Consider the following 26273-nt stretch of genomic DNA (forward strand, 5'->3'; position numbering starts at 1 on the left):
GACATCAGCAAATCCCTTCAAGCGGTTTGCGGGCTACCACGTTGACCAGGGTTTCTTCCCGCTGGCCGAATGGTTTTGGTTTGTGCAATCCAAAACGCTCGAGCAGACCGAAATCCTTCGACCGGCTCCACCACAGATACGGGTACGAAACGTTCTGTTCGGCGAACTCGAAACCCTGTTGGCGAATCATCTCCAGGTACTGCGCCGCGCTCTTTTGCACGTGCATCGGATGCCGGAACAGCCAGCGAATCACCCACGTATCAATGTAAGCCTCGGTGGACTCGGCGAACAGCAGATAACCGCCCGGCTTGAGCACCCGATAGAACTCGGCGAGGGCTTTTTCCTGCTCCACCAGATGATGGAAGGTCTGGTGACAAAACAGCAGGTCGACGCTGGCGTCCGGCACATTGAGCGTCGCGCAGTCGCTGCCGATCAGCTCGACGTCGAAGCCCAGACGCGCGGCCTCGGCGGCGCTCAGTTCAAGGCTGTGCGGGTCGGCATCGACGCCGATCAGGCGCTGTGGCGCGAAGGTCTGGCGCAGATGGCCGAACGACTTGCCCTGACCGCAGCCGGCATCCAGCAGCACCGGGTTGGCGGGCAATGATTCGCTGAACAGCCCGCGCAGATCGTTGATTGCCACGCGCAGCACATGGTGCTGCCAGGTGTGGCTGCGCAGGAACCAGAAGCCGAAGCGGGTTTCCTCGACGTAGTTGTCGCTCAAGTAATTCAAGTGTCGTCCCTTGCACAGAGTTCGGAGATCGTCTTCAGCCGACGGCGCGCTTCACTGACGAACGGGTTGCGTTCGTCCCAGGCGTAACCGGCGAGGATCGAGCAGATCATGCGGCGGATTTCCGGGGAGCCTTGCTCGTGGAAAATCACGTCCTGGAAAGTGCCGGCGTACCAGCCTTCGACGTAGCAGCGGAAAGTGTCGACCCCGCGTTTCAGCGGCTCGGCGAATTCCCGTTGCCAGTCCACCGTTTCGCCCTGCAACTGTCGATGCAGCACAGCGGCGGCCATGCTCGCCGAACGCATGGCGATGGTCACGCCCGAAGAGAACACCGGGTCGAGAAATTCCGCCGCGTTACCCAGCAGCGCAAAGCCCGGGCCGTGCAGGGTTTTGACGTTGGCCGCATAGCCGCCGAGAGTGCGCGCCGGGGTGTCCCACACGGCGTTGTTCAGCACCTTGGCCAAGCTCGGGGTTTCGGCGATGAAACCGCGCAGGCAGGCGTCGAGGTCGGCATCACGACCTGCGAAATGTTCAGCGGCAGCCACCACGCCGACGGAGCAGCGACCGTTGCTGAACGGGATCGACCAGAACCAGATATCGCGGTGCTGTGGGTGGGTGGTGATGAGGATTTTTTCCCGGTCGAAACCGGGGTGATCGATGTGGTCCTCGACGTGAGTGAACACGGCCTGGCGAACCGGGAAATTCGACGGCGCTTCCAGGTCGAGCAGGCGCGACAGCACGCGGCCGTAGCCGCTGGCATCGAGGACAAAATCGGCTTCGACGCGGTACTCGCTGGCGTCTTCGCGGCGCACGTCCAGCAACGGTCGCGGGCGTTCGAAATCGACGCTGACAATCGCGTCGCCATAGCGGATTTCCGCACCCTGCAATGCCGCCTGATCGGCCAGCAATTTGTCGAAGTCGGCGCGTTGCACCTGCAGAGTCGTGGGCTTGCCGGCGGTGAAGGTGTCGCCAAAATCGAAGGCGCTGTAGCGCTCGCCCCAGGCGAACGCCGCACCGTTCTTGCGTTGGAAACCGGCGGCATTCACCGCCTCAAGCATGCCGGCCTCTTCGACGAAATCCAGGCAATGGCAGAGCAGGCTTTCACCGATGGAGAACCTCGGGAAATGCTGACGCTCGATCACCAGCACGTCGTGCCCCTTGCGCTTGAGCAATGCGGCGGCGATGGCGCCGGAGGGGCCGGCGCCGATGATCACGACCTGACGGGATTCCATTTCAACGATTGGCACGTGAGCTCCTGGGTACGGCAATAGGGTTCAGTGACGCCCGGTGCAGGCCGATGAAGGCCGGCAACAGCGTCGCGATCAGACCCATCAGCATCAGCGCAAAGTACAGCGCCGGGCTGATGAGTTGTTGTTGCAACAGCAGGTTGAGAAAGACGATTTCGCTCAAGCCGCGAATGTTCAGCAGCACGCTCTCGCGCCAGCGGCTGGCGCCTTCGAACGACGCGCCGGCCCAGCCGAGGCCGAGCCAGTTACCCAGGATTTTGCTGGCGACCGGCAACAGCAGCAGCGCCGCCCATTGCACGGCACCGAGGCTGGCAAGGGCGCTGTGCACGTCGATCTGGACGATGCCGAAAGTCAGGATCAGCGGAATCGCGACCCAGGTCTGCAAGCGGTTCATCCAGTGCGCCGGGATCGGCAACACCAGTGGCACCTTGAGCGCGGCCATGCACAGCAGATAGCCGATGCCAAAAATCAGCGCGTTGAGTTTGTAGTGTTCGGCCAGCACCAGCAGCGCAAAAAAGCCGAGGCTGTAGGTCAATGGCCGGCGGATGCCGAACATCCGCAGCAGCACCGGCACGCAGGCCAGCCCCAGCGGCAGCAACAGACTGCTCAGGTGCAGGCTGCCCTGGGCGAGGCCGAACAGCGTCCAGCAGGTCAGGTCGATCAGGATCGCGGTCTGCACCAGACGCCGGGTGGCGGCGGGCGGGTAGTCGATGTGGCGCAGGTACAGGTACAACACCGGGATCGCGGTGATGGCGAACACCAGACCGATGGCCAGCGAGTTGATCCACGGTTGTGTCGGCAGCAGCCAGTACGCCGTCGCCAGACCGCAGGCGAACGGCACGGCGAAACTCGGCAGGGCGATCTTCACGCTCTGACGGTCCAGGCGCAGGTCGATCACGTCACTGAGGATGTGCCCCAGCAACAGGGCGAAGCTCAGGCTGTAGAGGTTTTTCAGCCAGCCCGGCGCGATCAGTTCGGCGCCGTTGAGTTGCCAGCCCGGTTCGATCCAGAAGTACATCAGCAGCGGCAGGCCGAAGCTGGCCAGCAGCAATTGACTGACGATCGGGATCAGCCCGAAATGCCGGCCGACCCGGGTGGCGACGAAGAACAGCGCCAGGGCCATCAGCCAGAAAATCACCACCATCATGCTGCAGGCTCCGTGACGGCAACCGCATGGGTCTGACGCCCGGCCCACGGCGCGAGCATGAAGCTGAACGCCAGGCCGAGGCTCACCGACAGGCCGAAGTTACTCACCGCCGGGGTGCTCGACACCGCCAGCAGGCCGAACGACAGCCAGGTGGTGGCGGCTGCGAGCAAAGTGCCGAGCAGGCTGACGGCCGCGCCGCCGACCTGTTCGCGCATGAGGATCGCGTAGTCGACGCTGATCGCCGTTACCAGCAACAGGCCGAACAGGCTGAACAGGGTCAGCGGCTGACCGAGCCAGCCCAGGCTGGCCAGGCTGCACAACGCAGCGAGCAGCGGTAGAGCAACGATTCGCAGGGCGCCACCGAGACCGAACGGCAGCATCAGCACCAGCACGATCAACACGCAGGACGCGAGTTTCAGTTCCGCGGCGCTGATCTGGGTCTGGGCGAACACCTTGTTCAGATCGCCGAGCCGATCCACCAGCATCACCCCCGGCAGATCCAGCGCCTGCACCCGCAGCAGCGAAGGATTGTTCAGGCCTTGCAGGCTGACCATCGCCACCACGCCATCCTCGGTCGGGCCGAGCCACAGCGTTCGGTAGGGCTCGCCGAGCGGGCCGGCCAGCGCCGCATCGATGTCCTCGGCGGGCAGGGCCTGCAACTGTTGCAGTTCGGTTTGCAGCGCCGCCAGCGGTACGCCGACCTCCAGCAACGGCTGCCAGAATTGCGGCAACTTGCTCAGCGCTTCCCGCACCTGTTGCTGCTGAGCCGGCGGGCTGACCAATTGATTAAGTGCCAGATAACCCTGCAACTTGTCGAGGTTGACCAGTTGATCCAGCCGCTCGCTCAGGGCCGCTTGCCGCTCCAGCAATTGCTGCTGATCGGCGGCGCGCACCAGGAAGAATTGGCTGGTCGGCTGATAGCCGGTAATCCGCGCGATGGTCTGCGCTTCATCGGTCAGGCGTTGCGGCGCGCCGACCCACTGGCGAATGTCGTTCTTGCTCTCCAGTTGCAGCAGGCCGCCGACGCAGAAGGCGATCAGCAGGGCCAGCAACACCGGCGTCCTGACGTGTTCGAGCAGGTTTTCCCGCAGCCGCACCAGACGCTCGGCCAGTTGCAGCGGCCATTGCGCCGGGCGCAGTTCGACGTTTTTCAGCAGCGCCGGCAACAGGCACACCGCCGACAGGTAGGCGCCGAGCAAACCGGCGGCGGAGAACACGGCGATTTGGGTCAGGGCCGGGAAGGGCGTCCAGGCCAGCGCCAGGTAACCGATGGCGCTGGTGATCAGGCTCAATGTCAGCCCGGACAGGGTCAGGCGCAACGCCGGCCAGCTGTGCCATGGCTTGAGGCTCCAGCTCTTGGACAGGTAGTGCAGCGGGTAATCCACTGCCACGCCGATCAGGCTGGAACCAAGCACAAGCGTCATCACGTGCATGTGCCCGAACAGCGCCACACAAGCCACTGCACCGAACAGCATGCCCACCAGCACCGGAATGAATGCCAGCAGCACCCGCCAGCGGCGGAAGGCGAGCAGCAACAGCAACAGGATGCCGATGGTGGCGCCGCCGCCGACCCAGGTCATTTCCCGGGTCGCCTGCTGCTGACCGTTGGCGGCGTACAGCAGGCCGCTGGCGGCCAGCAATTGCACGTCCGCGCGAGCCGCTTGCTCACGGCTGTGTTGCAACAGGGCGGCGACTTGCAGCGGTTGATTCATGTCGAAGGCGCTGCCGGTGGTGCGTGCGCGCAGCAGCACCCAGCTCTTGCCATCGGCGTCGGCGATCAACGCGCCGCTGCCGATGTCCAGTTGCACCGCGCCATGTTGCGGCTGGCTGTTCTGGATGCGTCCGGTCAGGCCCAGCCAGTCGTCCTGGCTCGGCACCAGACTGAACCCGGTGAACGGGTCGAACAGCGCCTGTACCCGTTGCTGGATAAAGGCGTCGGGATGTTCGATCAGCAGTTGTCGGTCATCCGCCGAGAGCATCGCCAGCCGTCCTTGCAGCAGTTGCGTGCGCAGGGCCGGCAGATCGGCTTGCAGGTTCCACTGGACCTTTTCGAACAGCCCGCTGGCCTGCCATTGCTCGCCCAGGGTCTGGGCCATGGCGACGGCTTGCTGGCGATCGGCGTGGCCGACCAGCACCAGCATGTCGCGGTTGAGCGGTTCCTGCATGCGTTGTTCGGCGCGCAGTTCGAGGGCGTCCGGGTGGGTGCCGGGCACCAGTTCCATCAGGTTGGCCGACAGCGGCGCACCGTTGCGCCACTGCCAGGCGCCGAGTGCGACGACGGCCAGCAGCAGGATCAGGAACAGCCAGGGCAGCCTGCGTTCACTCGGCAAAGTCATGTTGCTCCGCGTCGCTCAGAGGTTGGCCGGCAGTGCTGTCCTGCATGCGCAGCACGGTGCTGTCGCCCTGGGTTTCCAGCAGTTCGATGGTGTTCACCAACGTGCCGCCGCTGATGTTGATCTGGTTGAAGACCTGCTTGAGCAGCACCGAGCGCGGGGTCAGGGTCAGTTGCCATTGCTGCGCATCGCCGCTCAGGGCCAGTTCGAAATCCCGTTGCAGACCGCTGCTGTCGCCTTGCAGTACCGCCAGGAACAAGCGGTTCTGCTCGGCCCCGGCGCTCTTGTTCGGCAGCAGTTGCCAGCCGGTGGCATCACGCCGGGCGATACCCTTGGCGCTGATCCGGTAATCCTGTTGCAGCGGGGTTTTCAGCAGCCACAGCAGGCCGTGGTTTTTCGCCAGCACGAAGCTGCCCTTGCTGATCAGCGGCTGGGGCAGGGCGCGCAGGTGTTTTTCCTGGGTGAACTGGCCGTGGATCACGTCCGGTTTCGCCAGTTGCTCGCTCAACTGTTGCAGATCGAAGGCGTTGGCCAGCGACGACAGCGTCAGTAGCGCCAGGGCCCCAAGGGATTTCAACCACACATTCATCGCAGCATCCTTTCCACGGCATCGGTGAAGACTTTTGGCGAAGCCAGTTGCATCTCGCGGCTGCTCACTTCGACGGCGACCTGCACCGAGCTGGCGCGGGTCAGGCGCTCGCCGGTCTCGGCGTCGGTGATGAGGTAGTTAATCTTCAGGCGGTTTTCCCACTCCACCAGACTGGCGCGCACGTTCAGCCGCTGGCCGAACACTGCGCCGCGCACGTAGCGCAGTTGCAGGTCGATCACCGGCCAGGCATAGCCCGAGTCGACCATCTGGTTGTAGTTGTGGCCGATCTTGTCGAGCAATGCGCAACGCGCCACTTCCAGGTATTTCACGTAATGGCCGTGCCAGACGACGTGCATGGTGTCGACGTCAAAGAACGGCACGAGGATTTCTGTATCGGCGTGAAGCACTCCGGCACTACGCATGCAGCCTCCAGTGTTGCTCGGCGATGCGTTGCAGGCACAGGCGCAATTCGCTTTCCAGGGCGCGGTCTTCGATCACCGGCGGGAAGTCCTGGGCCAGTTGTTCATGCATGGCGGCCAGCGATGGCGGCAGTGGTCGTGCATCTTCATCGCGGCTACGCAGCCATACGCCTTGATTGGCCGCGAGCAGCGTGGCGGCGGCGACCTGTTCGGTCAGCTCCAGCACGCGAATGGCGTCGCGGGCGGCGATGGTGCCCATGCTCACCTTGTCCTGGTTGTGGCACTCGGTGGAACGCGAGAACACGCTGGCCGGCATGGTGTTTTTCAACGCTTCGGCAGTCCAGGCGCTGGCGCCGATCTGCACGGCCTTGAAGCCGTGGTTGAGCATCGCGCGGTCGGCGCTGGCGCCGGACAGGTTGCTCGGCAAGCCGTGGTTGTAACGTTCGTCCACCAGCAGCGCGAGTTGTCGGTCGAGCAGGTCGGCGACGTTGGCCACGAGGTTTTTCAGGCTGTCCATGGCGAACGCGATATGCCCGCCGTAGAAGTGTCCGCCGTGCAGCACGCGCTCGGCTTCGGCGTCGATGATCGGGTTGTCGTTGGCGCTGTTCAGTTCGGTTTCGATGAACGAGCGCAGCCAGTTCAGGCTGTCGGCCAGCACGCCGAGCACGTGCGGTGCGCAGCGCAGCGAGTAGCGATCCTGCAAACGGTGCAGCGGCGCGGTCGGCGCGTCGATCGCCAGATCCTTGCGCAGCCACGCGGCGACCTGCATTTGCCCCGGATGCGGCTTGGCGGCGAACAGGCGCTCGTCGAAGTGCTCCGGATTACCTTGCAGCGCCACCACGTTCAGCGCGGTGATGCGAGTGGCCAGTTGCAGCAGGTAATCGGCGCGGGCATAGGCCAGGCAGGCGAGGCCGGTCATTACGGCGGTGCCGTTCATCAGTGCCAGCGCTTCTTTCGGACGCAGCACCAATGGTGTCCAGCCCAGTTCGCGATGCACATCGGCAGCCTGGCGGCGCTCGCCACGGAACATCACTTCACGCTCGCCGGACAGGGTTGCGGCGACGTAGGACAGCGGCGTCAGATCGCCGCTGGCGCCCACCGAACCCTCTTCGGGGATCAGCGGCAGAATGTCGTGTTCAAGAAACGCATGCAGGCGTTCCAGCAGTTCTATGCGCACCCCGGACACGCCGTGGCACAGCGACTGCAAACGCGCCGCCAGCACCGCGCGGGTGGCCTGGGCGTCGAGCAGTTTGCCCAGCCCGCAACCATGGAAGGTGTAGAGATGACGCGGCAGCGCCTCGACGTGATGCAGCGGCACCGCGACCACGCAGGAATCGCCGTAACCGGTGGTCACGCCATAGATCACGCCTTCCTTGTCCAGCAGCGAGTCGAGGAACCGCGCGCCCTTGGCGATGCGTTCGCGATAAGGCGCGTCGCTCTGCAACTGCACGGGCGCCTGACGGTTGGCCAGGGCCAACACGTCTTCGATGCGCAGAGGGCGTTCGCCGAAGGTGACCGGCTCAGGAGTTGGCGTTGTCATCGGTTTTCCAGAATGGGTAAAAGTTGAACCATTGGCACGGTGCTTCGAGGCAATAGTGACTCAGGCGTTGCGCATAGCGGGTGGCCCACTGATGAATGACCTGTTCGCGCTCGCGGCGTGACCACACCACGGCGTCTGCGAAGGGTTCGAGGGTCAGGCGATAGTGGCCGTCGGGCTGTTTCAGGCACATCAGCAGGTTGACCGGGCATTTCAGCAGGCCTGCCAGCAGCCACGGCCCTTGCGGGAACGGCGCCGGGTGGCCGAGAAAGTCCACGGTCACGCTGCGCCCGCCATGCAGCGGCACGCGGTCGCCGGCAATCGCCAGCCACTCGCCGCGCTCCAGCCGTTCGTGCAGTTGCAGCATGATCACCGGATCCAGTTCGCTGACCTGGATCAGTCGCAGGTTGGTCGCCCCGGCCTCGCCCAGCAGGCGATTGAATTGTTCGGCGTGCTTGGTGTGCACCAGCACGTTCATGGTGACCTTTTCGCCCAGCTCCGCCAGCGCCCGGCACACCTCGAGGTTGCCCAGATGTGCGCCCACCAGCATTTGCCCGCGACTGCCGCGCAACTGATTGCGCAACAGCGCCGGGTCGATGATTTCGATCTGCTCGATCTTCAGCTTGCCATTCCACACGTCGAGCTTGTCGAGCAGCGAATCGGCGAATGCCATGAACTGACTGAACACCCGCCACCGGGTCGGGCGCAATTCGTGGCGACCGCTCCAGTCGGCGAGGCGCTGCTGATACTGCCAGGCACTGCGCCGGGCGGTGCGACCGAACAGGAAAAAGTACAGGACGATGCCGTACAGCAACGGGCTCAGCAGGCGTCGGCCAAGGACTTTGGCGGCGAACGCGGTGAATTTCATCAGCAGGAAACTGCCGCGCTCTTCGCGGTCGGCCCAGTGCTTCTTGTCGGTCTCGACGTTCATGCGCGCCACCGTCGCCAGAGGATCACGGGCAGGCGCAGCAACATGCCAAAGAACAGGCGCGTGTGCATGCTCGAGATCAGCACGTTGTCGTGGAACAGGCGAAAGTGCGACACGCCGTCCAGCGGGTAATGCACGCTGGTCTGCAACCAGCGCATCGGCTGATTGCGCCAGGCCAGGCGCACCAGAATGTCCGAGTCGAAATCCATGCGCTTGCCGATCCGCGCCGAGTCGATCACGCCCAGCGTCGGTTCCAGCGGATACACCCGGAAGCCGCACATCGAATCGCGGATCTGCAGCGACAGGGTGTTGATCCACACCATCACGTGGGTCAGATAACGCGCATACAGACGGCCTTTCGGCACGCTGGCGTCATACAGCGGATAACCGCAGATCAGCGACTTGGGGTGAGCGCGGGATTCTTCGATGAACCGCGCGACATCCTGCAGGTCATGCTGACCGTCGGCGTCGACCTGCAAGGCATGGCTGAAACCCAGCCGCGCCGCTTCACGCAGACCGGTCATCACCGCGCCGCCCTTGCCCTGGTTGGCGGTTAGGCGCACCAGATGAACCCGTTCGCGCTCGGCCAGTGCGTCCAGCACCGCCGCGCAGGATTTGCTGCTGGCATCGTCCACCAGGATGCACGGCAGATCCTCGGCGAGCAGGGCGTCGACCACCGTGCCGATGGCGGTTTCGTGGTTGTAGACCGGGATCACGGCGCAAGGGTTATGCATCGCCAGCCCCCAACAGAATCCGCCCGCTGGAACAGGTGGCGGTTTCGTTGCGGTAGGCGAAATACAACTTGCCGCGTTCCGGATCGAAGCGCAGGTGCAACTGGACTTCATCGCCCGGGCGCACCAGTTGCTGGAACTTCAGCACTTCCATGCCGGCGAACGCGCCGGGCAGGTTCAGCAGTTGCCGACCCAGGTTCAGTGCCCATTCGACCTGTACCACGCCGGGCAGCACCGGGGCCTTGGGGAAGTGGCCGCTGAAATAGGCCAGATCCGGCGGAACGCTCAATTGCAGGTTCCATTCGCCCTCGGTTTCGGCCTGTTCCAGAATCTCCGGCGCCTTCGGTCGTGGTGCCAGCAGCAGGGCTTCGACGTCGGCCTGAGGCAACTTGCCCTGCGAGTTCAGCGGCAACTGTCGCAGCAGGCGCCAGCGGCGGGGCAGGGCCAGGGCTTCGCAGTGGTCGCCGAGATGACGGCGCAGGGTTTCGGTCAGACTGCGCCGACCGTGTTCGCGCAGGGCAAACAGGCCCGATTCGCTAAGCACCAGCAGAGCGCCGAGGGACGCGCGGTTTTCCTGTACCACGCCCAGACGCGCTTCGGCGACCCAGTCGTGGGCCACCAGCGCCTGTTCTAGCATCGGCAGAGAAATACGTTTTTCTTCGAGTTTGACGATCCGGTCGAGCCGTCCGAGCAATTCAAAGCGGCCATCGGCCTGAATGCGTGCCGCATCGGCGGTGTGTTCGACATGCCCGGCGGGCAGATAAGGCGAAGCGATCAGCAGGGCGCCGTCGCTGTCCTGGCTCAACTCGACACCGGCAAACGGCTGCCACAACGATTCGCCCTGACGCCAGGCGATGCCGCCGGTTTCCGAGCTGCCGAGGATTTCTGTCGGCCATTGTCCCAGGCGCTGATGCAAACTTTGCGCGGCGTCTGCCGGCAGTGCGCCACCGGAGGAAAACACCCGGCGCACGGCGCTCAGGGCCGGCCAGTCGAGGTTGTCGCCCATGCGTTTGAGCAGCGCCGGGCTGGCGACCCAGGCGAAGGCCGGGTGCTCGCGGCTGGCGCGTTGCAGGTCTTCCGGGAAGGCCAGTTGCTTGCGCAGGAACGGACGCCCGGCGCACAGCGGCCACAGCACGCGGAACAGCAAACCGTAAATGTGCTGGGTGGCGACGCTGCCAAGAATGCAGGCCTCACTGAGATCGGCGCCCCAAAGTTGCTCAAGGGCTTCGACTTCGTTGGCCAGTTGCTGCAGGGATTTGTCGATGCGCTTGGGCTCGCCGCTGGAGCCGGAGGTGCACAGGCTCAGGCGGCATTGGTCGAGGTCCAATTCGGCAGCGGGCAATGCCGGTTGCTGCAGATCGCTCAGGCGAGCGTCACCGGCATGGTCGGTCAGCCACAGATCGACGTCGTTCGACCAGCGCTGGCGGGTTTGCGCTTGCAGATCCGAAGGCAGCAATACGCTGACCCCGGCGCGCCAGGCACCGAGCAGGGCGATAGCCAGATCGGCGGCATCTTCAAGATGCACGGCCAGACGCTGCACGCCCTTGGCTTGCAGACCGGCGGCCAGGCCCAGGGCCTGTTCGCGCAGTTGTGCGTGATCGAGTGCCGGTGCGCTGGTTACGGCACGCGCCGGCAGGGCCTTGAGCAACAGCTGCTCAAGTTTTATCCAATTCATGGGCGACCTCTTACCCGTTGTCGTATCAGCCATTCAATGGCAAACATCAGGCCGATCAATCCGTAGGAGATCAGGCCGGTGTACAACATCCACCAGTTCAGCGGCGCCCACAGTGTCAGCAGGGCGGCGCACAAACCGTTGCAAAAGAAAAACACGCTCCAGGCCACGGTGACCTGGCGGGTGTAACGAATCGCCTTGGGCGGCAGTTGCGGTTCACGCAGGCGCGCCAGACGCTCGACCATCGGCGGGCCGTATTTCAGGCTCAGGCTGAACAGCACCAGCATGAAGCCGCTGATCAGCACCGGGTACCAGCGCAACAGCAAAGGGCTGTCGAACACCGCCAGCAGCAGGCAGAACACGATCGCCACAAAGGCCATCCACAGGCTGCCGGGCTTGCGTTCGCCGGTCAGCGCCCGGGCCAGCCACAGGCCGCCCAGCAGCAGGCCGAACTGCCATGGTGCGAAATGCTCCATGCCGAAATACACCGCAAAGGGGTAAAGCAGGCCTGCCAGCAGCAGGCCGAGGCCGATCAGTCGGCTCATGCGGCCGGTTGAACCAGACGGTAGACCGCCTCGACCACGTCGCTGACGGTGCGCACCGACTTGAATTCCTCGGCGGCGATTTTCTTGCCGGTCTGGCGCTTGATGTGATCGATCAGGTCGACGGCGTCGATGCTGTCGATTTCCAGATCCTGATACAGGTTGGATTCCAGGCTCACGCGGGCCGGGTCCAGTTCGAACAGCTCGACCAGGGCATCGCGCAGGGTGTTGAAAATGTCGTCACGAGTTTGCATGGTCCGGTCTCAAGCTGCCTGTTTTGCCGTGACGAACGCCGCAAGGCTCGCCACGTTGGTGAAATGGTTGCGGGTGTCCTTGGCGTCGGCGTCGATCTTGATGCCGTACTTTTTCTGGATCGCCAGGCCGAGCTCCAGGGCGTCGACGGAGTCCAGGCCCAAGCCTTCGCCGAACAGCGTCTGGTCGTCGCCGATGTCCTCTGGGCTGATGTCTTCGAGGCCCAGGGCGTCGATGATCAGCTCTTTTATGTCACGGTTTAGATCGCTCATCTTCGGCGAGCTCCTTGATAAAGAATTGGTGCAAATAGTCGTTGAGCTTGCGCGAAGCCTGGGGCGGGGGGCCCTGCGCGGCGAAAGTCTGTGGGTCTATATCGGCCCCGACGTGAAAACTGAAGTGCACGCGGCGACTGGGAATGCGATACCAGGGCTCGGCTTTGGTCAGGGTGGTCGGATTGACCTTGATCACCACCGGGGTGAGGATTTTCGCACCGCGTAGCGCGATGGCCGCCGCGCCCCGATGAAAGGCCGGCGCCTGACCTGGCTGGGTGCGGGTGCCTTCGGGAAAAATGATCAGGGTCTGCCCGCTCTGCAATGCGCCGGCGGCGGCGTCGAGCATGTCCATGCTGCCGTCGTTACTGATGTATTCGGTGCTGCGCAGCGGGCCGCGGGTGAAGGGGTTTTCCCACAGGCTTTTCTTCACCACGCAATTGGCCCCGCGCACCAGACCGATCAGGAATACCACGTCGATCAGCGACGGGTGGTTGGCGATGATCATCTGCCCCGGACGGCCGAGCCGTTCGGCGCCCTGGATGTCGTAGGTCAGCACGCCGGTACGGGCCATGAACCGGACGAAAAACCAGAACAGCCGACTGACGGTCTGGCGTGCCCGCTCGCGATGCGCAATGGCGTCGCCCGGCAGGCAGCCGAGCAATGGAAATACCAGCAGGCGCAGGCACAGACCACCGAGCCCGAACAGGGCGAAGCTGGTGGCAGTGGCCAGCAGACGCCAGTAATAGGCGTCGCGGTTTTTTCCGATCACGGGTTGCGTTGCCAGGTCCATAGACGATTCTTCCAGGCATGTTGGCAATGGGGTTGCTGACCGAGCAGGGTTCGCAGCAGATTCAGTGCGTGGGGCCACTGCGGTTTTGACCGTGCTTGCGGGGCGCTGTTCAGGGTCAGCCGCCAGTCGGTACCGGGGGTGAGCAACAGCCCGACCGCGTAGGGAAACGGTACGTCGTCGATCCACGTCGAATAGGCTTCGGGCGGTTGTTCCTCGGTGATCACCAGCAGCACGGCGGGGGCCCCTTCGTTCAACAACGTCGCCGCTTCGAGCATGCCGTGTTCGAGGCCGTCGCCGGCCGCGGCGAGTGCGGTCATTTCGCTGGTTTCGCCGCGCATGATCGACCACAGGCCGATGATCGCGTTGTGCACCGACAGGCTGAACTGGGTCGGCGACAGCGGCTGTTCGTTGGCCAGATCGCTGAGGATTTCAAAGGTGCGCGGGGTTTCGCCGTGCCGGGAGACGAACACCAGCGGCAGATTTTCCCGACCGTCGGCCAGCGGCCAGCCGACACTGAACGCCATCCGCGCCAGACGGCTGAGACGACGGCGCTGCATGGCCGGCAGAAACGACACATCGGGTGCGGCATCGCTGCCTTCGAGCACGACCGGCTGTCGGCTCCAGGCTTGCCAGGCTTCCACACTGTCGAGCCCGGGAGCCCAGGCGCGCCATTGGGCGATGTTGAAGTTGATCACGGACATTTATCCCGCCCCTGCGGGCTGAGTTGACGCGGTTTCGCCAACGTCGCCGCTGAGCTGATTTAGCCTGAAATGGCATGGCGCGTGGCGCCGGGTGGCGCGCATTATCCCGGTGCGACGAGTGTGTAGCAAATGCTGGTTACGTTTTGAACGACGAAATGAACCGAATGGTACGCGGCAAGAGCTGTCACTTGGCCATTATCCAGATTGTCGGGTGTCTGTCTGTCAGGCGAATCCGCAATCAAGGAGTGTCTTTGCGCCGTATTCATTGGGAGATTTGCGCCTGACTTTGTAGTCCGCGTCCATCGAGGTAGCGAACCGGCACCGGGCACCACTACACTCGGTCATTCTTTGATACACGGAGGTTTTGTCATGCGGCGCGTGGTGTTCAATCAGAAAGGTGGCGTGGGCAAATCCAGTATTGCCTGCAATCTGGCGGCGGTAAGCGCCAGCGAGGGTTATCGCACGCTGTTGGTCGACCTCGATGCCCAGGCCAATTCCACTCAGTATCTGACCGGGCTCACGGGTGATGACATTCCGATGGGCATTGCCGATTTCTTCAAGCAGACCCTGTCTTCCGGACCATTCTCGAAAAAGAACCAGGCGGATATCTACGAAACGCCCTTCGACAACCTCCACATCATTACCGCCACCGCCGAGCTGGCCGACTTGCAGCCCAAGCTCGAGGCCAAACACAAGATCAACAAGCTGCGAAAGCTGCTCGACGAGTTGTCGGAGGATTACGACCGGATCTATCTGGATACGCCGCCAGCGCTGAATTTCTATGCGGTCTCGGCACTGATTGCCGCCGATCGGGTACTGATTCCCTTCGACTGCGACAGCTTCTCGCGTCAGGCCCTCTACGGTCTGATCGCCGAAATCGACGAGTTGAAGGAAGACCACAACGAAGGCCTGGAAGTCGAAGGCATTGTGGTCAACCAGTTCCAGGCCCGGGCCAGCCTGCCGCAGCAGATCCTCGACGAACTGATCGCCGAGGGCCTGCCGGTGCTGCCGGTCTACCTCGCCAGTTCAGTGCGCATGCGCGAATCGCATCAGGCCAACACGCCGCTGATTCACCTCGACCCACGGCACAAGCTGACGCAACAGTTCGTCGAGCTGCATAACCTGCTCGAAGACGCCTGAAGCCTTGTCAGATGCCCTGGCTGCGCAGCCAGGCCATCAACTGCGGCAACGGGAAGGCCCCGCTCTGACGGGCCACTTCCCGGCCGTTACGGAACAGAATCAGGCTCGGAATCGAACGAATCCCCAACTGCGCCGACAACTGCTGATTGGCCTCGCTATCCAGCTTGGCCAGCCGGCACTTGCCCGCCAACTGCGCAGCCGCCTGCTCGAACACCGGCGCAAACGACTTGCACGGCCCACACCAGTCCGCCCATACGTCCACCAGTAACGGCAGATCACCCTTGATCTGACTGGCGTAATCGCCTTGCTTGAGTTCGAACGGCTTGTTCAACAGCACCTCGGACTTGCAGCGCCCGCACTTCGGGTGGTCGTTGAGGCGCTCGGCGGGGATGCGGTTGAGGCCGTTGCAGGAGGGGCAGGGGATGAGGAGTGGGTCGGTCATGATCAGCTCAATGGATAAAACGGGATCGTACGACTGATCTGGAGCCGTACGGATCGATTATCAAGGTTCAGTCGTTCCCGCTTACGACGAGCAACTGATCTCCAGATGCTTGCCCCACTCCGGCGGCCGTTGCGCGTAACTCTCCATTCCAGGTTGTTCCTCGAATGGATTGCTCAGCACCGCGTGCAATCGGCGCACTTCTGAATAGTCACCCTGCTCGGCAGCATCGATTGCCTTCTGCGCCAGGTAGTTGCGCAGGATGTACAGCGGATTCACCGCATGCATGCGCGCACGGCGCTGTTCCTGATCGGTCGCGGCATCGCGTGCGACGCGGGCGACATAGCGCTCGCCCCAGGCATCGAAACCCTTGATATCGACGAAGTCATCGCGCAGGCGAGCGACGGCCTGTTCGGCTGACTGTTCGCCCAGACGACGGAAGAACAGCGTGTAGTCGACGCCGCTGTTCTGCATCAGTTGCAGCAGTTGTTCCAACAGTTGCTGGTCGTCGTCCTCGGCGGTGGTGAAGCCGAAGCGGCGGCGCATCAGGTCGAGGTAGTGCGCCTGGAACAGCGGCAGGTACAGGCCGAGGGTTTCGCGCAGGGCTTCAACGCTGATGAACGGCGTCAGGGCCTGGGCCAGGGCGCTGAGGTTCCACTGGCCGACCGGCACCTGATTGCTGAAGGAATAGCGGCCCTGGTCGTCGGAGTGGTTACAGATGAAGTTTGCATCGAAATCGTCGAGGAAGGCGAACGGGCCGAAGTCGAAGGTGATGCCGAGCATCGACATGTTGTCGGTGTTCATCACCCCGTGGCAGAAGCCGTACGCCTGCCACTTGGCGATCAGTTCGGCGTTGCGCTCGACGATCTCGCGGAACATCGCCAGATACGGTTCCGGCTGCTCCAGGCACTCGGGGTAGTGCATCGCCAACACGTGTTCGCCGAGTTGCTTCTGCTGTTCGGGACGCTTGGTGTAATAGAAGTATTCGAAGTGGCCGAAACGGATGTGGCTCGGCGCCAGGCGCAGCACCATCGCGGCGCGTTCCTGTTTCTCACGCCAGACCGGGGTGTCGGAGCCGATCACGCAGGCGGCGCGCGAAGACGGGATGTTCAGCGCATGCAGCGCTTCGGAAGCGAGAAACTCGCGGATCGACGAACGCAGCACCGCACGACCATCGCCCATGCGCGAGAACGGTGTCTGCCCGGCGCCCTTCAGATGCAGGTCCCAGTGCTCGCCGGCCGCGTTGTAGACCTCGCCCAACAACAGACCGCGACCGTCGCCCAGTTGCGGGGTATAGCCGCCGAACTGATGTCCGGAATAGACCATCGCCCGTGGCTCGGCATCGGCCCACAGCTTGTGGCCGCCGAACAGTTCGGCAAATTCCTGTGTGTCGGCCACCGCCGGGTCGAGATCCAGCAGCGCGAGGGCCGCAGGGCTGGCCACCACCAGCCGCGGATTGTCGATCGGTTCGGGCAACACGTGGGCCGAGAACGCATCGCCCAGGCGGGCGAAGCGGTTGTCGAAGGTCAGTTCGTCGAGGGCTTTCAAGGGCCGGCTCCAGCAGAATGTCCGAGCATTCTGCTGGGATTAGCCGGGTTAGTCGAGTTTGGCCGGCGGCGGTTCCTGCAACGGTTTCTGGTCGTCACTGACCGGCACGATGGTTTTGGTTTCCGGCTCGATCGGCACCATCTTGTATTCCTGGCCGTGAAGGTTCTTCAGGTAAACCTCCATCTGGCGGAACGAGATGTTGATGTGCTGCTTCTTGAACTCACGGTTGATGAAGCGGTTGACCTCGTCGAGTACCGGGTTGCGGTCGCCGAGATCACGCACATGCATCCGCAGTTCGTGGTCGAGGGTGCTTTCGCCGAAATTGAGGAAGTACACATGCGGCTCGGGTTCCTTGAGCACGCGCGGGTTTTCCCGGGCGGCCTTGAGCAGCAGTTCCTTGACCAGATCCAGATCCGAACCGTAATCGACGCCCAGTTTCAGGGTCACCCGGGTGATGGTGTCGGTCAGCGACCAGTTGATCAGTTGCCCGGTAATGAACGTCTTGTTCGGGACAATAATGTCCTTGCGGTCGAAGTCGGTGATGGTCGTGGCACGGATGCGGATCTTGCTCACCGTGCCCGAGAGATTGCCGATGGTGATGGTGTCGCCGATCCGCACCGGGCGTTCGAACAGGATCATGATGCCGGAGATGAAGTTCGCGAAGATCTCCTGCATGCCGAAACCGAGGCCCACCGACAGGGCGGCCACCAGCCATTGCAACTTGTCCCAGCTGACGCCGAGGGTCGACAGGGTGGAGACGAAACCGACCCCGGCGATCACGTACGACAGCAGCGTGGTCGTCGCGTAGGCACTGCCCTGGGCCAGATTGAGTTTCGACAGCACGAACACTTCAAGCAGGCCCGGCAAGTTGCGGGCGAGCGCAAAGGTGATGCCGATGATGATCAGCGCGCCGAGCATGTCGCCGATGCTGATCGGCACCATGCTCATGTTGGCGCCGGTGCCGCTGGTGTATTCGTAGAGGGTGATGTTGTCGAGATACGAGAATACGGTGATCAGGTCGGCCCAGACCCAGTACAGCGCGGCGATGAAACCGCCGAGCAGTGCGAGGCGGATCAGGCGCAGGGACTGTTCGTTGACCTTTTCGATGTCCAGGGTCGGCTCTTCGATCACCGCTTCGCCGTCGCCGGCTTCCTTCGCTGCCTGACGTTTGGCCAGGGCGCGCTGGTAGGCCAGACGGCGTGCCGCGACCGCGAGGCCACGGACGAAGGTCGCTTCGATCACCAACCAGAACATCAGCAGGTACAACGTGTTGATCAAGCGGTCGCTGAGCTTCAGCGCGGTGTAGTAGTAGCCGAAGCACACGGCGACGAACAGCGCGATGGGCAGCAGGGTAAACATCACGCCCACGGCCTTGCGAAACAGCGAGGCGTTTTCGTGGGTCGGGCTGCTGATCAGCAGACGGCTGAGCAGCCACGCCATCAGGGCGTAGCAGGTCAGCACAACCGGCATGCCCAGTACATCGTCGGCCAGCGCCGCCGGTTGCAGTTCGGCGACCGCCACCACGGCCACCAGCGCCATGACCACCAGTCCGAGGCGACGCACCCAGCCTTGCAGGAATTCGACCTGCGGCTTTTCCCAGCGGAAATGCAGTTCGGCAACGCCGCCCGGCGCGAGGATCCGGTAAGCGGTGTAGAACACCAGCCACGCCTGGGCCATTTGCAGCAGCGCCGCGCCCATGTTCGCGTTCTGCCCACGGGCGTCGATCTGCAACGCCAGTCCGCACAGGGCCAGGCCCAGCGCCACCGGCATCGCCAGCAGAATATTGATCAGGATCGCCTGCGGCGTGTGCCACTGACTGTCACGCTTGAAGTGACCGATGTCCTGGTGAACCTTGTTCAGGCGCGAATAGAGTTGCTTGCGCCGCCACAGTAGCGCGCCGATCAGCAGCGCCAGCGGCAGGAACAACAGCGGTCGCTGGGTCAGGCCGTCGGTCAGTTCGCTGAGGCTCGAGGCCAGCGGCAAGGTGTCGATCTGACGCTTCAGGCGCTCCGGCACGCCGCGCATCCATTCGGTGTCCAGCGGCTTGTTGCTCGGGATCCAGAACATCTGCTCGTCGAGAGTTGCGCGCAGGCTTTGCGCGGTGCTCAGCAGTTGCTTCTGGTTCAGTTGCAGGGTGATCGACTCGTTGAGCATCGCGCTCAGTTCGCGGCTTAGCCGTTCCAGCAGATCAACGCGAGTGTTGGCCAGCTCCAGCAGACTCTTGCGCAGTTGTGGCGTGACTTGCTCCGGCGGCTGGGTGGACAGCAGGTTGTCGACGTAAGTCGCCGGATTGCTCAGCTGTTCACGCTGTTGGTTGATTTCGAACTGGTACAGGCGAATGTCGGCGATCTGGTCCGCCAGATCGCGGTCGACCTTGAGGCGCGGCAGCGCTTGCTTCTGCTTATAGAGAATCTTCGACAGCAGCAGGCTGCCCTTGAGCACGTTGATCTGCTCGTCGAGGGCCGAATCGCTCTGGGTCACGCTGTCCAGTTGCTGCTTGGTCTGCAGGTTCTGCTGGGTGAGTTCGTTGAGACGGTCGGTGCTTTTGAGCAGGTAGTCGGAGAGCTTGAGGTTGGCCGCGCTTTCCGTGGCGAGCAGGGCGCTGCTGCCGGACTTTTGGGCCTCGATCGACTGCTGCGTCACGGTTTCCTGCGACAGGGTCAAGCGCTTCTGGTTGATCAGGGTTTGCAGTTCCTGGATCTCGCGATCCAGACGGTCGGACTTTTCCGAGAGCAGGTCATGCTGACTGTTGCCCAAATCCTGCAACTGGTTGTTGCCGGCCAGTTCCTGACGGCGCAGCGGGATCAGCGCGTTCAAGGCGGCCAGTTCGGCGTTGAGCAGGTCGCGCTGCTCAGCGCTGACGGTTTTGCCGGCGTCCTTGCCGGTCTTGAGGATGTTGTTGATCTGCTGGATGCGCGTCTGGCTGCTGGAAATCTCGGCCTGGGCGCGCTCGGGACGGGTCTGGGCGGTGATGATCAGGCTATTGGCGTCGGCCAGGGCTTTTTGCAGATCGCTTTGCTGGGTCGAGCGCTCGGTGAGCATCTGCTCCAGCTGCTGGATGTTTTCCTTGGGGAAGCGCTGTGCTACCGGTACCACGGCGCTGGCCTTGAGGCGGGTCAGTTCGCGCGAATTCTCGATGGTCTGCTTCGGCGCAGTGGCCAACTGCTGCTTGAGGTCGATCAGCTTCTGCTCGTAATCACGCCGGTTGTTGAGCTGGTTCAGCGTGTTTTGCAGGACCGTCTGCAGGGCCTTCTTGTCGGCCTCGGGCAGTTTGCTGTCGGTGAGCTTGTCCAGGCTGGCCTGCACGGCGTCGCTGGACGGTGGTTCGGCGGCTTGCAGCGGGCCGACGGAAAGACTCAGGCCCAGCAGGGCCGCGAGGAAAAAGGAGCGCAGGGTAGGCATAGAGACCGGTCAAGCAAGTGAGAGTGGACGCAGTTTAGAGGAAGAGTCCGGGGCCCGGGCGACTTCCTTCGGGGAATCTGACGCCCACTTTGGCGATCTTGTTCCCGTCCATGACCGCAACCGTCCAGTGGGTGCTGTTCCATTCCACCTGGTCGCCAACGATCGGTGCACCGCCGACTTTCTGGGCAATGAAGTGGCCGAGGGTCATGTCCGGATCGATGCCTTCGGCGGGCAGGCCGTACAGGGCGGCAACCGCTTTGAGCTGGGCGTCTCCTTCGAGTACGAAGTCGCCGAAGAAGCGCAGATCGAGGCCGCGTTGCGGCGCCTGGCTGAACAGTTTTCCGAGGGCCGGAAGGTTGTGTTCATGGCCGATAACACACAGCAAATCATCGACTTCCAGCACCGTACTACCCGACGGATGGAGCAGTTGCTGGCCGCGAAACAGGGCGGCGATACGGGTGCCTTCGGGCATTTTCAGTTCGCGCAGGGGCGAACCGATGCACCATTTTTCCGCGCCGAGCTTGTAGACGAACAGCTCCCACTCGCTGGTGACGTGCACTTCGAGGGCGGCGCGGGAGATCGGCGCCGGCTCCGGCGGTACGGTCACCTTCAGCAGCTTGGCCACCCACGGCAGGCTCGTGCCCTGCACCAGCAGCGACACCAGCACGATAAAGAAGGCGAGGTTGAAATACAGCTGTGCATTCGGCAGCCCGGCCATCAGCGGGAACACCGCCAGAATGATCGGTACCGCGCCACGCAGGCCAACCCAGGAAATGAAGGCTTTTTCGCGGCCATGGAAAGCCTTGAAGGGCAACAGCCCGACCAGCACCGACAGCGGCCGTGCGAACAGAATCATCCACAGCGCCAGACCCAGCGCCGGCAGGGCGATCGGCAGCAAATCATGCGGGGTGACCAGCAGCCCCAGCACCAGGAACATGCCGATCTGCGCCAGCCACGCCATGCCGTCGAGCATGTGCAGAATGCCGTGACGGCTGCGCACCGGGCGGTTGCCGATCACCAGACCGCACAGGTACACGGCGAGGAAGCCGCTGCCGTGCAGGGCGTTGGTCAGGGCGAACACCACCAGACCGCCGGCGATCACCAGAATCGGATACAGACCGGCGGCGAGATTGATCCGGTTGACCAGTTGCAGCATCAGCCAGCCACCGCCCAGACCGATCACACCGCCAATGCCGAACTCGCGGATCAGGTGGGTCAACAGGCTCCAGTGCAGGCCGGTCTGGCCGCTGGCGAGCATGTCGATCAGGGTCACGGTGAGGAACACCGCCATCGGGTCGTTGCTGCCGGATTCGATTTCCAGGCTGGCGGTCACCCGCTCGTTCAGGCCCTTGCCGCCGAGCAGCGAGAACACCGCCGCGGCGTCCGTGGAACCGACGATGGCGCCGATCAGCAGGCCTTGAATCAGATTGAGGTCGAACAGCCAGGCGGCGGCCATGCCGGTGAGGCCGGTGGTGATAAGAACGCCGACCGTGGCCAGCGACAAGGCCGGCCACAACGCCACGCGGAAACTGGACACCCGGGTGCGCAAGCCGCCGTCGAGCAGGATCACCGCCAGCGCGAGGTTGCCGACCAGATAAGCCGTCGGGTAGTTATCGAAAATGATCCCGCCGCCATCGACCCCGGCAGCCATGCCGACCGCGAGGATGATCACCAGAATCGGGATGCCGAGACGGGAAGACAGGGAGCTGACAAGAATACTTGCGCCTACCAGCAACGCGCCGATCAAGAACAGGCTGTTGATGGTCGTCGCATTCAAAGGCAGTACTCCAGAAGCGGAAAGACGGGCACAAACTGACCATGCAGTCTGCGTGCCAGCGATTCTAACCTGTTGAAATGTGATGCTGTCAAAAAGCTTTTTGCGGCGGAGTCATTAGCGGTTGTGCCTGGCTTCAGACCGCTGCCCTCACCCTAACCCTCTCCCGGAGGGAGAGGGGACTGATCGCGGCGTTTATGCGAGTTGCACCGACTTGCAATTGCGAGTCGAACTCACGATCTGCAAAGGCCCCGATCTGCTCCCTTTCCCCCTCGCCCCCTTGGGGGCGGTCCGACGTTTCGGGAGGGCTGGGGTGAGGGGGTAGCTTTTGATCTTGATCTCAAAATTACAGGCTAAACCGCCCAACCATATTGTTCAGATCCAGCGCCAATCGCGACAGCTCATTACTAGCCGCACTGGTCTGATTCGCGCCGGTCGCCGATTGCACCGACAGATCGCGGATGTTTACCAGGTTGCGATCCACTTCCCGTGCGACTTGCGCCTGTTCTTCGGCGGCGCTGGCGATCACCAGGTTGCGCTCGTTGATTTCGACGATGGCGTTGTTGATGGTGTCCAGCGACAGGCCCGCGCCACGGGCAATGTTCAGGGTCGATTCGGCGCGTTCGGTGCTGTTGCGCATCGAATCCACGGCGTGTTCGGTACCGCTCTGGATGCTGCCGATCATGCGCTCGATTTCGCTGGTCGACTGTTGGGTGCGGTGGGCCAGGGCACGGACCTCATCAGCCACCACGGCAAAACCACGACCCGCTTCACCGGCACGGGCCGCTTCAATTGCCGCGTTGAGCGCCAGCAGGTTGGTCTGGTCAGCCAGGCCGCGAATCACGTCCAGCACCTTGCCGATGTCACGGGATTCGTTGGCCAGATCGCCGATCAGGGTCGCAGTGCTCTGCACGTCGGCGCTCATGCGTTCGATGGCGCTGACGGTCTCCTGCACCAGATCGCGGCCGTCGCCGGCGGAGGTGGTGGCGTTCTTCGAGGCTTCCGAGGTGCTGACCGCGTTGCGCGCTACTTCCTCAACGGCGCTGGTCATCTCGTTGACGGCGGTGGCGGCCTGCTCGATTTCGTTGTTCTGCTGGGTCAGGCCACGGGCGCTTTCGTCGGTGACGCTGTTCAGCTCTTCGGCGGCGGAGGCCAGTTGGGTGGCCGAGCCGGAAATCCGCTGCAGCGTGTCGCGCAGCTTCGACTGCATCTTGGCCATGGCCGCCAGCAGGCGTCCGGCTTCGTCGGTGCCGTCAACGTGGATCGGCTGGGTCAGGTTGCCCTCGGCGATGGTTTCCGCTGCATCCAGCGCCTTGGCGATCGGCTTGGTGATGCTGCTGGTCAACAGCCAGGCGAACAGCAAGGTCAGGCCGGTGGCAATCACCAACAGGGTCACCACCAGATTGAACGACATGGAATACTGATCAGTGGCGCCCTGATTGGTCTCGGCGATCTGTTGGGTGTTGATCTCCAGCAAACGCGCGAGGGCGGTATTCACCGCTTCGGAGTTGGCGAGCAAATCGGTGTTGAGCATCTGTCGCAATTCGTCGACCTGATTGTTGCGCGACAGGGTTTTCATGCGGTCTTCGAGTTGACGGTACTGCGCCAGCAACTGCACGTACTGATCGTAAGCCGCGCGTTCTTGCGGGCCATCGATCAGCGGCTCGTAGGCGCGTTGCGCGTCGGCGATCTGCCGGTTGCGCAAATCGAACAGTTCGATAGTTTTTTGCTGGACGTCTGGCTCTCGGTTGATCAGCAACCGATACGACAGCACGCGCAGGCGCAGGGTCAACTGGGTGAATTCGTCGAGGGCCTTGATCGAAGGCACGCTGGCGGTGGCAATGTCTTCGCCTGCCGCGCGGATCTTGCTCATCTGATTCAGGGCGAACACGCCGAGAATCAGCATCAGGCCGCCGATCAGGGCGAAACCGGTGAACGCCCGGGGGGCGATGTTCATATTGCGAAGGGACATGGAGGCGGATACCAGGGAAGGGCCGCATCCGTGCGGGCTGAGACTGCTGTTGGGTGACTTATCGGTCATACGACTAAAGTCTTGAGGCGGTGTGCGTATTTGTCGCATGGGGCGTCGGGCGACGAAGTGCAGGAACCAGATCGGCAGATCACAGTCTCTAACACTCGCAAGAACGGTCGGCCGCCAGGAAAATCAAGGCCTTGCGCCGGTTTAACCCTGGCGTCAACGACGACTTTTCTTTATCGTACGCGCCCTTTGAAAAAGCCCTGGAAGATCAAAATGTTGGAAGCATCCCTCAGCCAATTGGAACAGCTCGTCAGCGACCTGGTGCAACAAAACCAGACCCTGTCGCAAACCAACCAGACCCTGTCCACGGAACTGGCCCAGGCCAAGGATGAAAACGAAAGCCTGCAACTGAGCCTGATGGAACAGGAAGAAAAGCACGGCGCCACCGCCGCGCGCATCCAGGCCCTGGTTGATCGCGTCAACGCAGGTCCTGTCAGCGCATGAACCATGGCACAGCAGGGGTAAAAGTCATCTCCATCATGGGGGAGGACTATTCGATCAAGGCACCGGCCGGGGAAGAACAGACCCTGCTGGACGCTGCGTTGATGCTCAAGGCCGCACTGGCCGACACCAAGAAGAAATACCCGACCCTGATCGGTGACCGCCTGCTGGTGCTGGCGGCGATGAATCTGTGCTCGCAGCAGATTGAAATGAAGAAGCAGCATCAGGAAGAACTCGAGCGTTACCAAGAGCAAGTCAGCGCCACGGTCGAGACCATCGCCAAGACCATCAATCAGGGTTGATGGGTTGCGCACAACCAAAGAATAAGATTGTCGATTGCGCTGTATACAATCGGCACGGCTGTTGCAGTGTTTCAGTCTCTTATTCTTTGGGGGTGCTCCATGCAGTTCTGGCGTCGCAGTATTCAATGGCAGCTGATCCTCGGTATGGGCACCGCCCTGCTGGTCAGCATTCTGATCGTGGTTGGCATTTATACCCTGGTGGTCAACCGCCTCGCCCAGAGCTATCTGGTCGAACAGGCGCTGCCGTCGAGCATCGAAGCGACGCGCAACGACATCGAACGAATCCTCGTTCAACCCCTCACCGCCGCCAAAGACATCGCCAGCAACACCATGGTCCGCGACTGGTTGGCCAATGGTGAAGACTCCGGTAAAACGGCAGGCTTCGCGCAGTATCTGGAAGGTATCCGCGCCGAACACAAGGCGTTTACCGCGCTGATCATCGGCACCGAATCCAATCACTACATCACCGAGAAAGGCCTGGATCGCACCCTGAGTCGCGACAAACCGGCCGATGCGTGGTTCTACTCCTTCCTCGACAGCAATCAGCCGCGAACTCTGAACATCGACAACGACGGGGCCACCGGAGAGTTGGCGCTGTTCATCGATTTGAAGGTGGAGCAGGCCGGCAAAGTGGTCGGCGTCGCGGGACTCGGGTTGAGCATGAAAGAGCTGTCGGAGCTGATCCACAACTTCAGCTTCGGCGAGCGCGGCAAGGTCTATCTTGTGCGTTCCGACGGCTTGATCCAGGTCCATCCCGAGGCACAGTTCAGCGGCAAGCGCACTTTGAGCGAGCAGATTGGCGAGTCCGCAGCGCAAGCGGTCATGGGCCATAAAGTGGCGAGCAACAGCAGCTTCCAGCGCGACGGCGAAGATTTCCTCGCCTTCAGCCTGCCTTTGCGCGACCTCGGCTGGACCCTGGTGGCCGAAGTGCCACAGTCGCAGATCTACGCCGAAGCCCGCCGGGCGATGTGGATGAGCAGCGGCATCGGTCTGGCGGTGGCGCTGGTTTGCCTGGCGCTGGTGATCTGGCTGGCTCAGGGGTTGGTGCGACCGATTCGCCAGGTAACAGCTGCATTGGTAGCAATCGGTAGCGGTGGTGGAGATTTGACTCACCGGTTAGATTCCAGCCGCGCCGATGAACTGGGCGACCTTGCGCGGGGCTTCAACCGTTTCCTCGACAGCCAGCGCGGGATGATCGGCGAAGTGCTGACCACCAGTGAACGCCTGCGTGTCGCGGTCGGCCAGGTGGCCAGGGTTGTGGATAACACCGCCGAACGCTCCGGTCGCCAGCAGGAAATGACC

23 protein-coding genes and 1 pseudogene are annotated in these 26273 nt (G+C 62.8%); 4 read left to right on the forward strand and 20 right to left on the reverse strand.

Going from position 1 to position 26273, the window contains the following annotated elements:
• Positions 1–4: 4 nt before the first annotated feature.
• Genes ACKUG4_RS05035 through ACKUG4_RS05105 form a run of 15 tightly spaced genes read right to left on the reverse strand, consistent with a single transcriptional unit; the run spans position 5 to position 13887 of the window.
• Positions 5–730, reverse strand: coding sequence for a class I SAM-dependent methyltransferase (locus tag ACKUG4_RS05035; RefSeq protein WP_445433567.1), 726 nt, complete (start codon positions 728–730; stop codon positions 5–7).
• Complete coding sequence (locus ACKUG4_RS05040; RefSeq protein ID WP_445433568.1) at positions 727–1974, reverse strand: NAD(P)/FAD-dependent oxidoreductase; 1248 nt, start codon at positions 1972–1974, stop codon at positions 727–729. The genes ACKUG4_RS05035 and ACKUG4_RS05040 overlap by 4 nt, the downstream gene beginning before the upstream one ends.
• Complete coding sequence (locus ACKUG4_RS05045; protein ID WP_445433569.1) at positions 1961–3121, reverse strand: cation:proton antiporter; 1161 nt, start codon at positions 3119–3121, stop codon at positions 1961–1963. The genes ACKUG4_RS05040 and ACKUG4_RS05045 overlap by 14 nt, the downstream gene beginning before the upstream one ends.
• Positions 3118–5457, reverse strand: a complete 2340-nt coding sequence (locus tag ACKUG4_RS05050; protein ID WP_445433570.1) for an MMPL family transporter — start codon at positions 5455–5457, stop codon at positions 3118–3120. Before ACKUG4_RS05050 ends, ACKUG4_RS05045 begins: the two co-directional genes overlap by 4 nt.
• Positions 5441–6043, reverse strand: a complete 603-nt coding sequence (locus ACKUG4_RS05055; RefSeq protein ID WP_064592934.1) for an outer membrane lipoprotein carrier protein LolA — start codon at positions 6041–6043, stop codon at positions 5441–5443. Before ACKUG4_RS05055 ends, ACKUG4_RS05050 begins: the two co-directional genes overlap by 17 nt.
• Positions 6040–6465 (reverse strand): acyl-CoA thioesterase, encoded by a 426-nt coding sequence (locus ACKUG4_RS05060; protein ID WP_064592936.1) that lies wholly within the window; start codon positions 6463–6465, stop codon positions 6040–6042. Before ACKUG4_RS05060 ends, ACKUG4_RS05055 begins: the two co-directional genes overlap by 4 nt.
• Positions 6458–8002, reverse strand: a complete 1545-nt coding sequence (locus tag ACKUG4_RS05065) for an HAL/PAL/TAL family ammonia-lyase (protein ID WP_445433571.1) — start codon at positions 8000–8002, stop codon at positions 6458–6460. The genes ACKUG4_RS05060 and ACKUG4_RS05065 overlap by 8 nt, the downstream gene beginning before the upstream one ends.
• Positions 7983–8930, reverse strand: a complete 948-nt coding sequence (locus ACKUG4_RS05070) for a lysophospholipid acyltransferase family protein (protein WP_445433572.1) — start codon at positions 8928–8930, stop codon at positions 7983–7985. The genes ACKUG4_RS05065 and ACKUG4_RS05070 overlap by 20 nt, the downstream gene beginning before the upstream one ends.
• Entirely contained in the window at positions 8927–9661 is a 735-nt protein-coding gene (locus tag ACKUG4_RS05075; protein ID WP_007952349.1) for a glycosyltransferase family 2 protein, read from the reverse strand. Before ACKUG4_RS05075 ends, ACKUG4_RS05070 begins: the two co-directional genes overlap by 4 nt.
• Positions 9654–11333, reverse strand: coding sequence for an ApeI family dehydratase (locus ACKUG4_RS05080; RefSeq protein WP_445433573.1), 1680 nt, complete (start codon positions 11331–11333; stop codon positions 9654–9656). Before ACKUG4_RS05080 ends, ACKUG4_RS05075 begins: the two co-directional genes overlap by 8 nt.
• On the reverse strand, positions 11330–11875 hold the full coding sequence (locus tag ACKUG4_RS05085; protein ID WP_011332105.1) for a COG4648 family protein: 546 nt from the start codon (positions 11873–11875) through the stop codon (positions 11330–11332). Before ACKUG4_RS05085 ends, ACKUG4_RS05080 begins: the two co-directional genes overlap by 4 nt.
• The gene (locus tag ACKUG4_RS05090) at positions 11872–12126 is read right to left on the reverse strand and encodes an acyl carrier protein (RefSeq protein ID WP_007947135.1); all 255 of its coding nucleotides are present in this window, start codon (positions 12124–12126) and stop codon (positions 11872–11874) included. The genes ACKUG4_RS05085 and ACKUG4_RS05090 overlap by 4 nt, the downstream gene beginning before the upstream one ends.
• 9 nt (positions 12127–12135) lie before the next feature.
• On the reverse strand, positions 12136–12396 hold the full coding sequence (locus tag ACKUG4_RS05095) for a phosphopantetheine-binding protein (RefSeq protein WP_064592948.1): 261 nt from the start codon (positions 12394–12396) through the stop codon (positions 12136–12138).
• Positions 12377–13186 carry a lysophospholipid acyltransferase family protein gene (locus ACKUG4_RS05100; protein WP_064592950.1) on the reverse strand — a complete coding sequence of 270 codons (810 nt, stop codon included), beginning with the start codon at positions 13184–13186 and terminating at the stop codon, positions 12377–12379. The genes ACKUG4_RS05095 and ACKUG4_RS05100 overlap by 20 nt, the downstream gene beginning before the upstream one ends.
• Positions 13162–13887 carry a beta-ketoacyl synthase chain length factor gene (locus ACKUG4_RS05105; RefSeq protein ID WP_064592952.1) on the reverse strand — a complete coding sequence of 242 codons (726 nt, stop codon included), beginning with the start codon at positions 13885–13887 and terminating at the stop codon, positions 13162–13164. Before ACKUG4_RS05105 ends, ACKUG4_RS05100 begins: the two co-directional genes overlap by 25 nt.
• Before the next feature lie 369 nt (positions 13888–14256).
• Here ACKUG4_RS05105 and ACKUG4_RS05110 point away from each other — a divergent pair, with 369 nt between their 5' ends.
• The gene (locus ACKUG4_RS05110; RefSeq protein ID WP_007952339.1) at positions 14257–15027 is read left to right on the forward strand and encodes a ParA family protein; all 771 of its coding nucleotides are present in this window, start codon (positions 14257–14259) and stop codon (positions 15025–15027) included.
• A gap of 7 nt (positions 15028–15034) precedes the next feature.
• Here the strand turns inward: ACKUG4_RS05110 and trxC are convergent, their stop codons facing one another.
• From trxC to ACKUG4_RS05135, 5 genes are all read right to left on the reverse strand, one after another.
• Entirely contained in the window at positions 15035–15469 is a 435-nt protein-coding gene (trxC, locus tag ACKUG4_RS05115) for a thioredoxin TrxC (RefSeq protein ID WP_064592954.1), read from the reverse strand.
• A gap of 81 nt (positions 15470–15550) precedes the next feature.
• On the reverse strand, positions 15551–17014 hold the full coding sequence (selO, locus tag ACKUG4_RS05120) for a protein adenylyltransferase SelO (protein WP_445433574.1): 1464 nt from the start codon (positions 17012–17014) through the stop codon (positions 15551–15553).
• A 48-nt stretch (positions 17015–17062) separates the two neighbouring features.
• Positions 17063–20416: a mechanosensitive channel MscK gene (mscK, locus tag ACKUG4_RS05125; RefSeq protein ID WP_039766495.1), complete on the reverse strand. Its 3354-nt coding sequence runs from the start codon at positions 20414–20416 to the stop codon at positions 17063–17065.
• Positions 20417–20450: 34 nt separating this feature from the next.
• Positions 20451–22193: a potassium/proton antiporter gene (locus ACKUG4_RS05130; protein WP_445433575.1), complete on the reverse strand. Its 1743-nt coding sequence runs from the start codon at positions 22191–22193 to the stop codon at positions 20451–20453.
• Between the two features lie 343 nt (positions 22194–22536).
• A complete protein-coding gene (locus ACKUG4_RS05135; protein ID WP_085648041.1) occupies positions 22537–24162 on the reverse strand; it encodes a methyl-accepting chemotaxis protein in 1626 nt (541 codons plus the stop codon).
• Positions 24163–24441: 279 nt separating this feature from the next.
• Between ACKUG4_RS05135 and ACKUG4_RS05140 the strand changes: the two genes are divergently transcribed.
• The 3 genes and pseudogenes from ACKUG4_RS05140 to ACKUG4_RS05150 all read left to right on the forward strand — a co-directional run.
• Entirely contained in the window at positions 24442–24672 is a 231-nt protein-coding gene (locus tag ACKUG4_RS05140) for a hypothetical protein (protein ID WP_064592964.1), read from the forward strand.
• Positions 24669–24971: a cell division protein ZapA gene (locus ACKUG4_RS05145; protein ID WP_064592966.1), complete on the forward strand. Its 303-nt coding sequence runs from the start codon at positions 24669–24671 to the stop codon at positions 24969–24971. The genes ACKUG4_RS05140 and ACKUG4_RS05145 overlap by 4 nt, the downstream gene beginning before the upstream one ends.
• Positions 24972–25115: 144 nt before the next feature.
• A pseudogene (locus tag ACKUG4_RS05150) lies at positions 25116–26141 on the forward strand (cache domain-containing protein); the annotation flags it as partial.
• Positions 26142–26273 lie beyond the last annotated feature (132 nt).

Source organism: Candidatus Pseudomonas auctus (assembly GCF_048654275.1).
GTDB lineage: Bacteria > Pseudomonadota > Gammaproteobacteria > Pseudomonadales > Pseudomonadaceae > Aquipseudomonas > Aquipseudomonas pharyngis.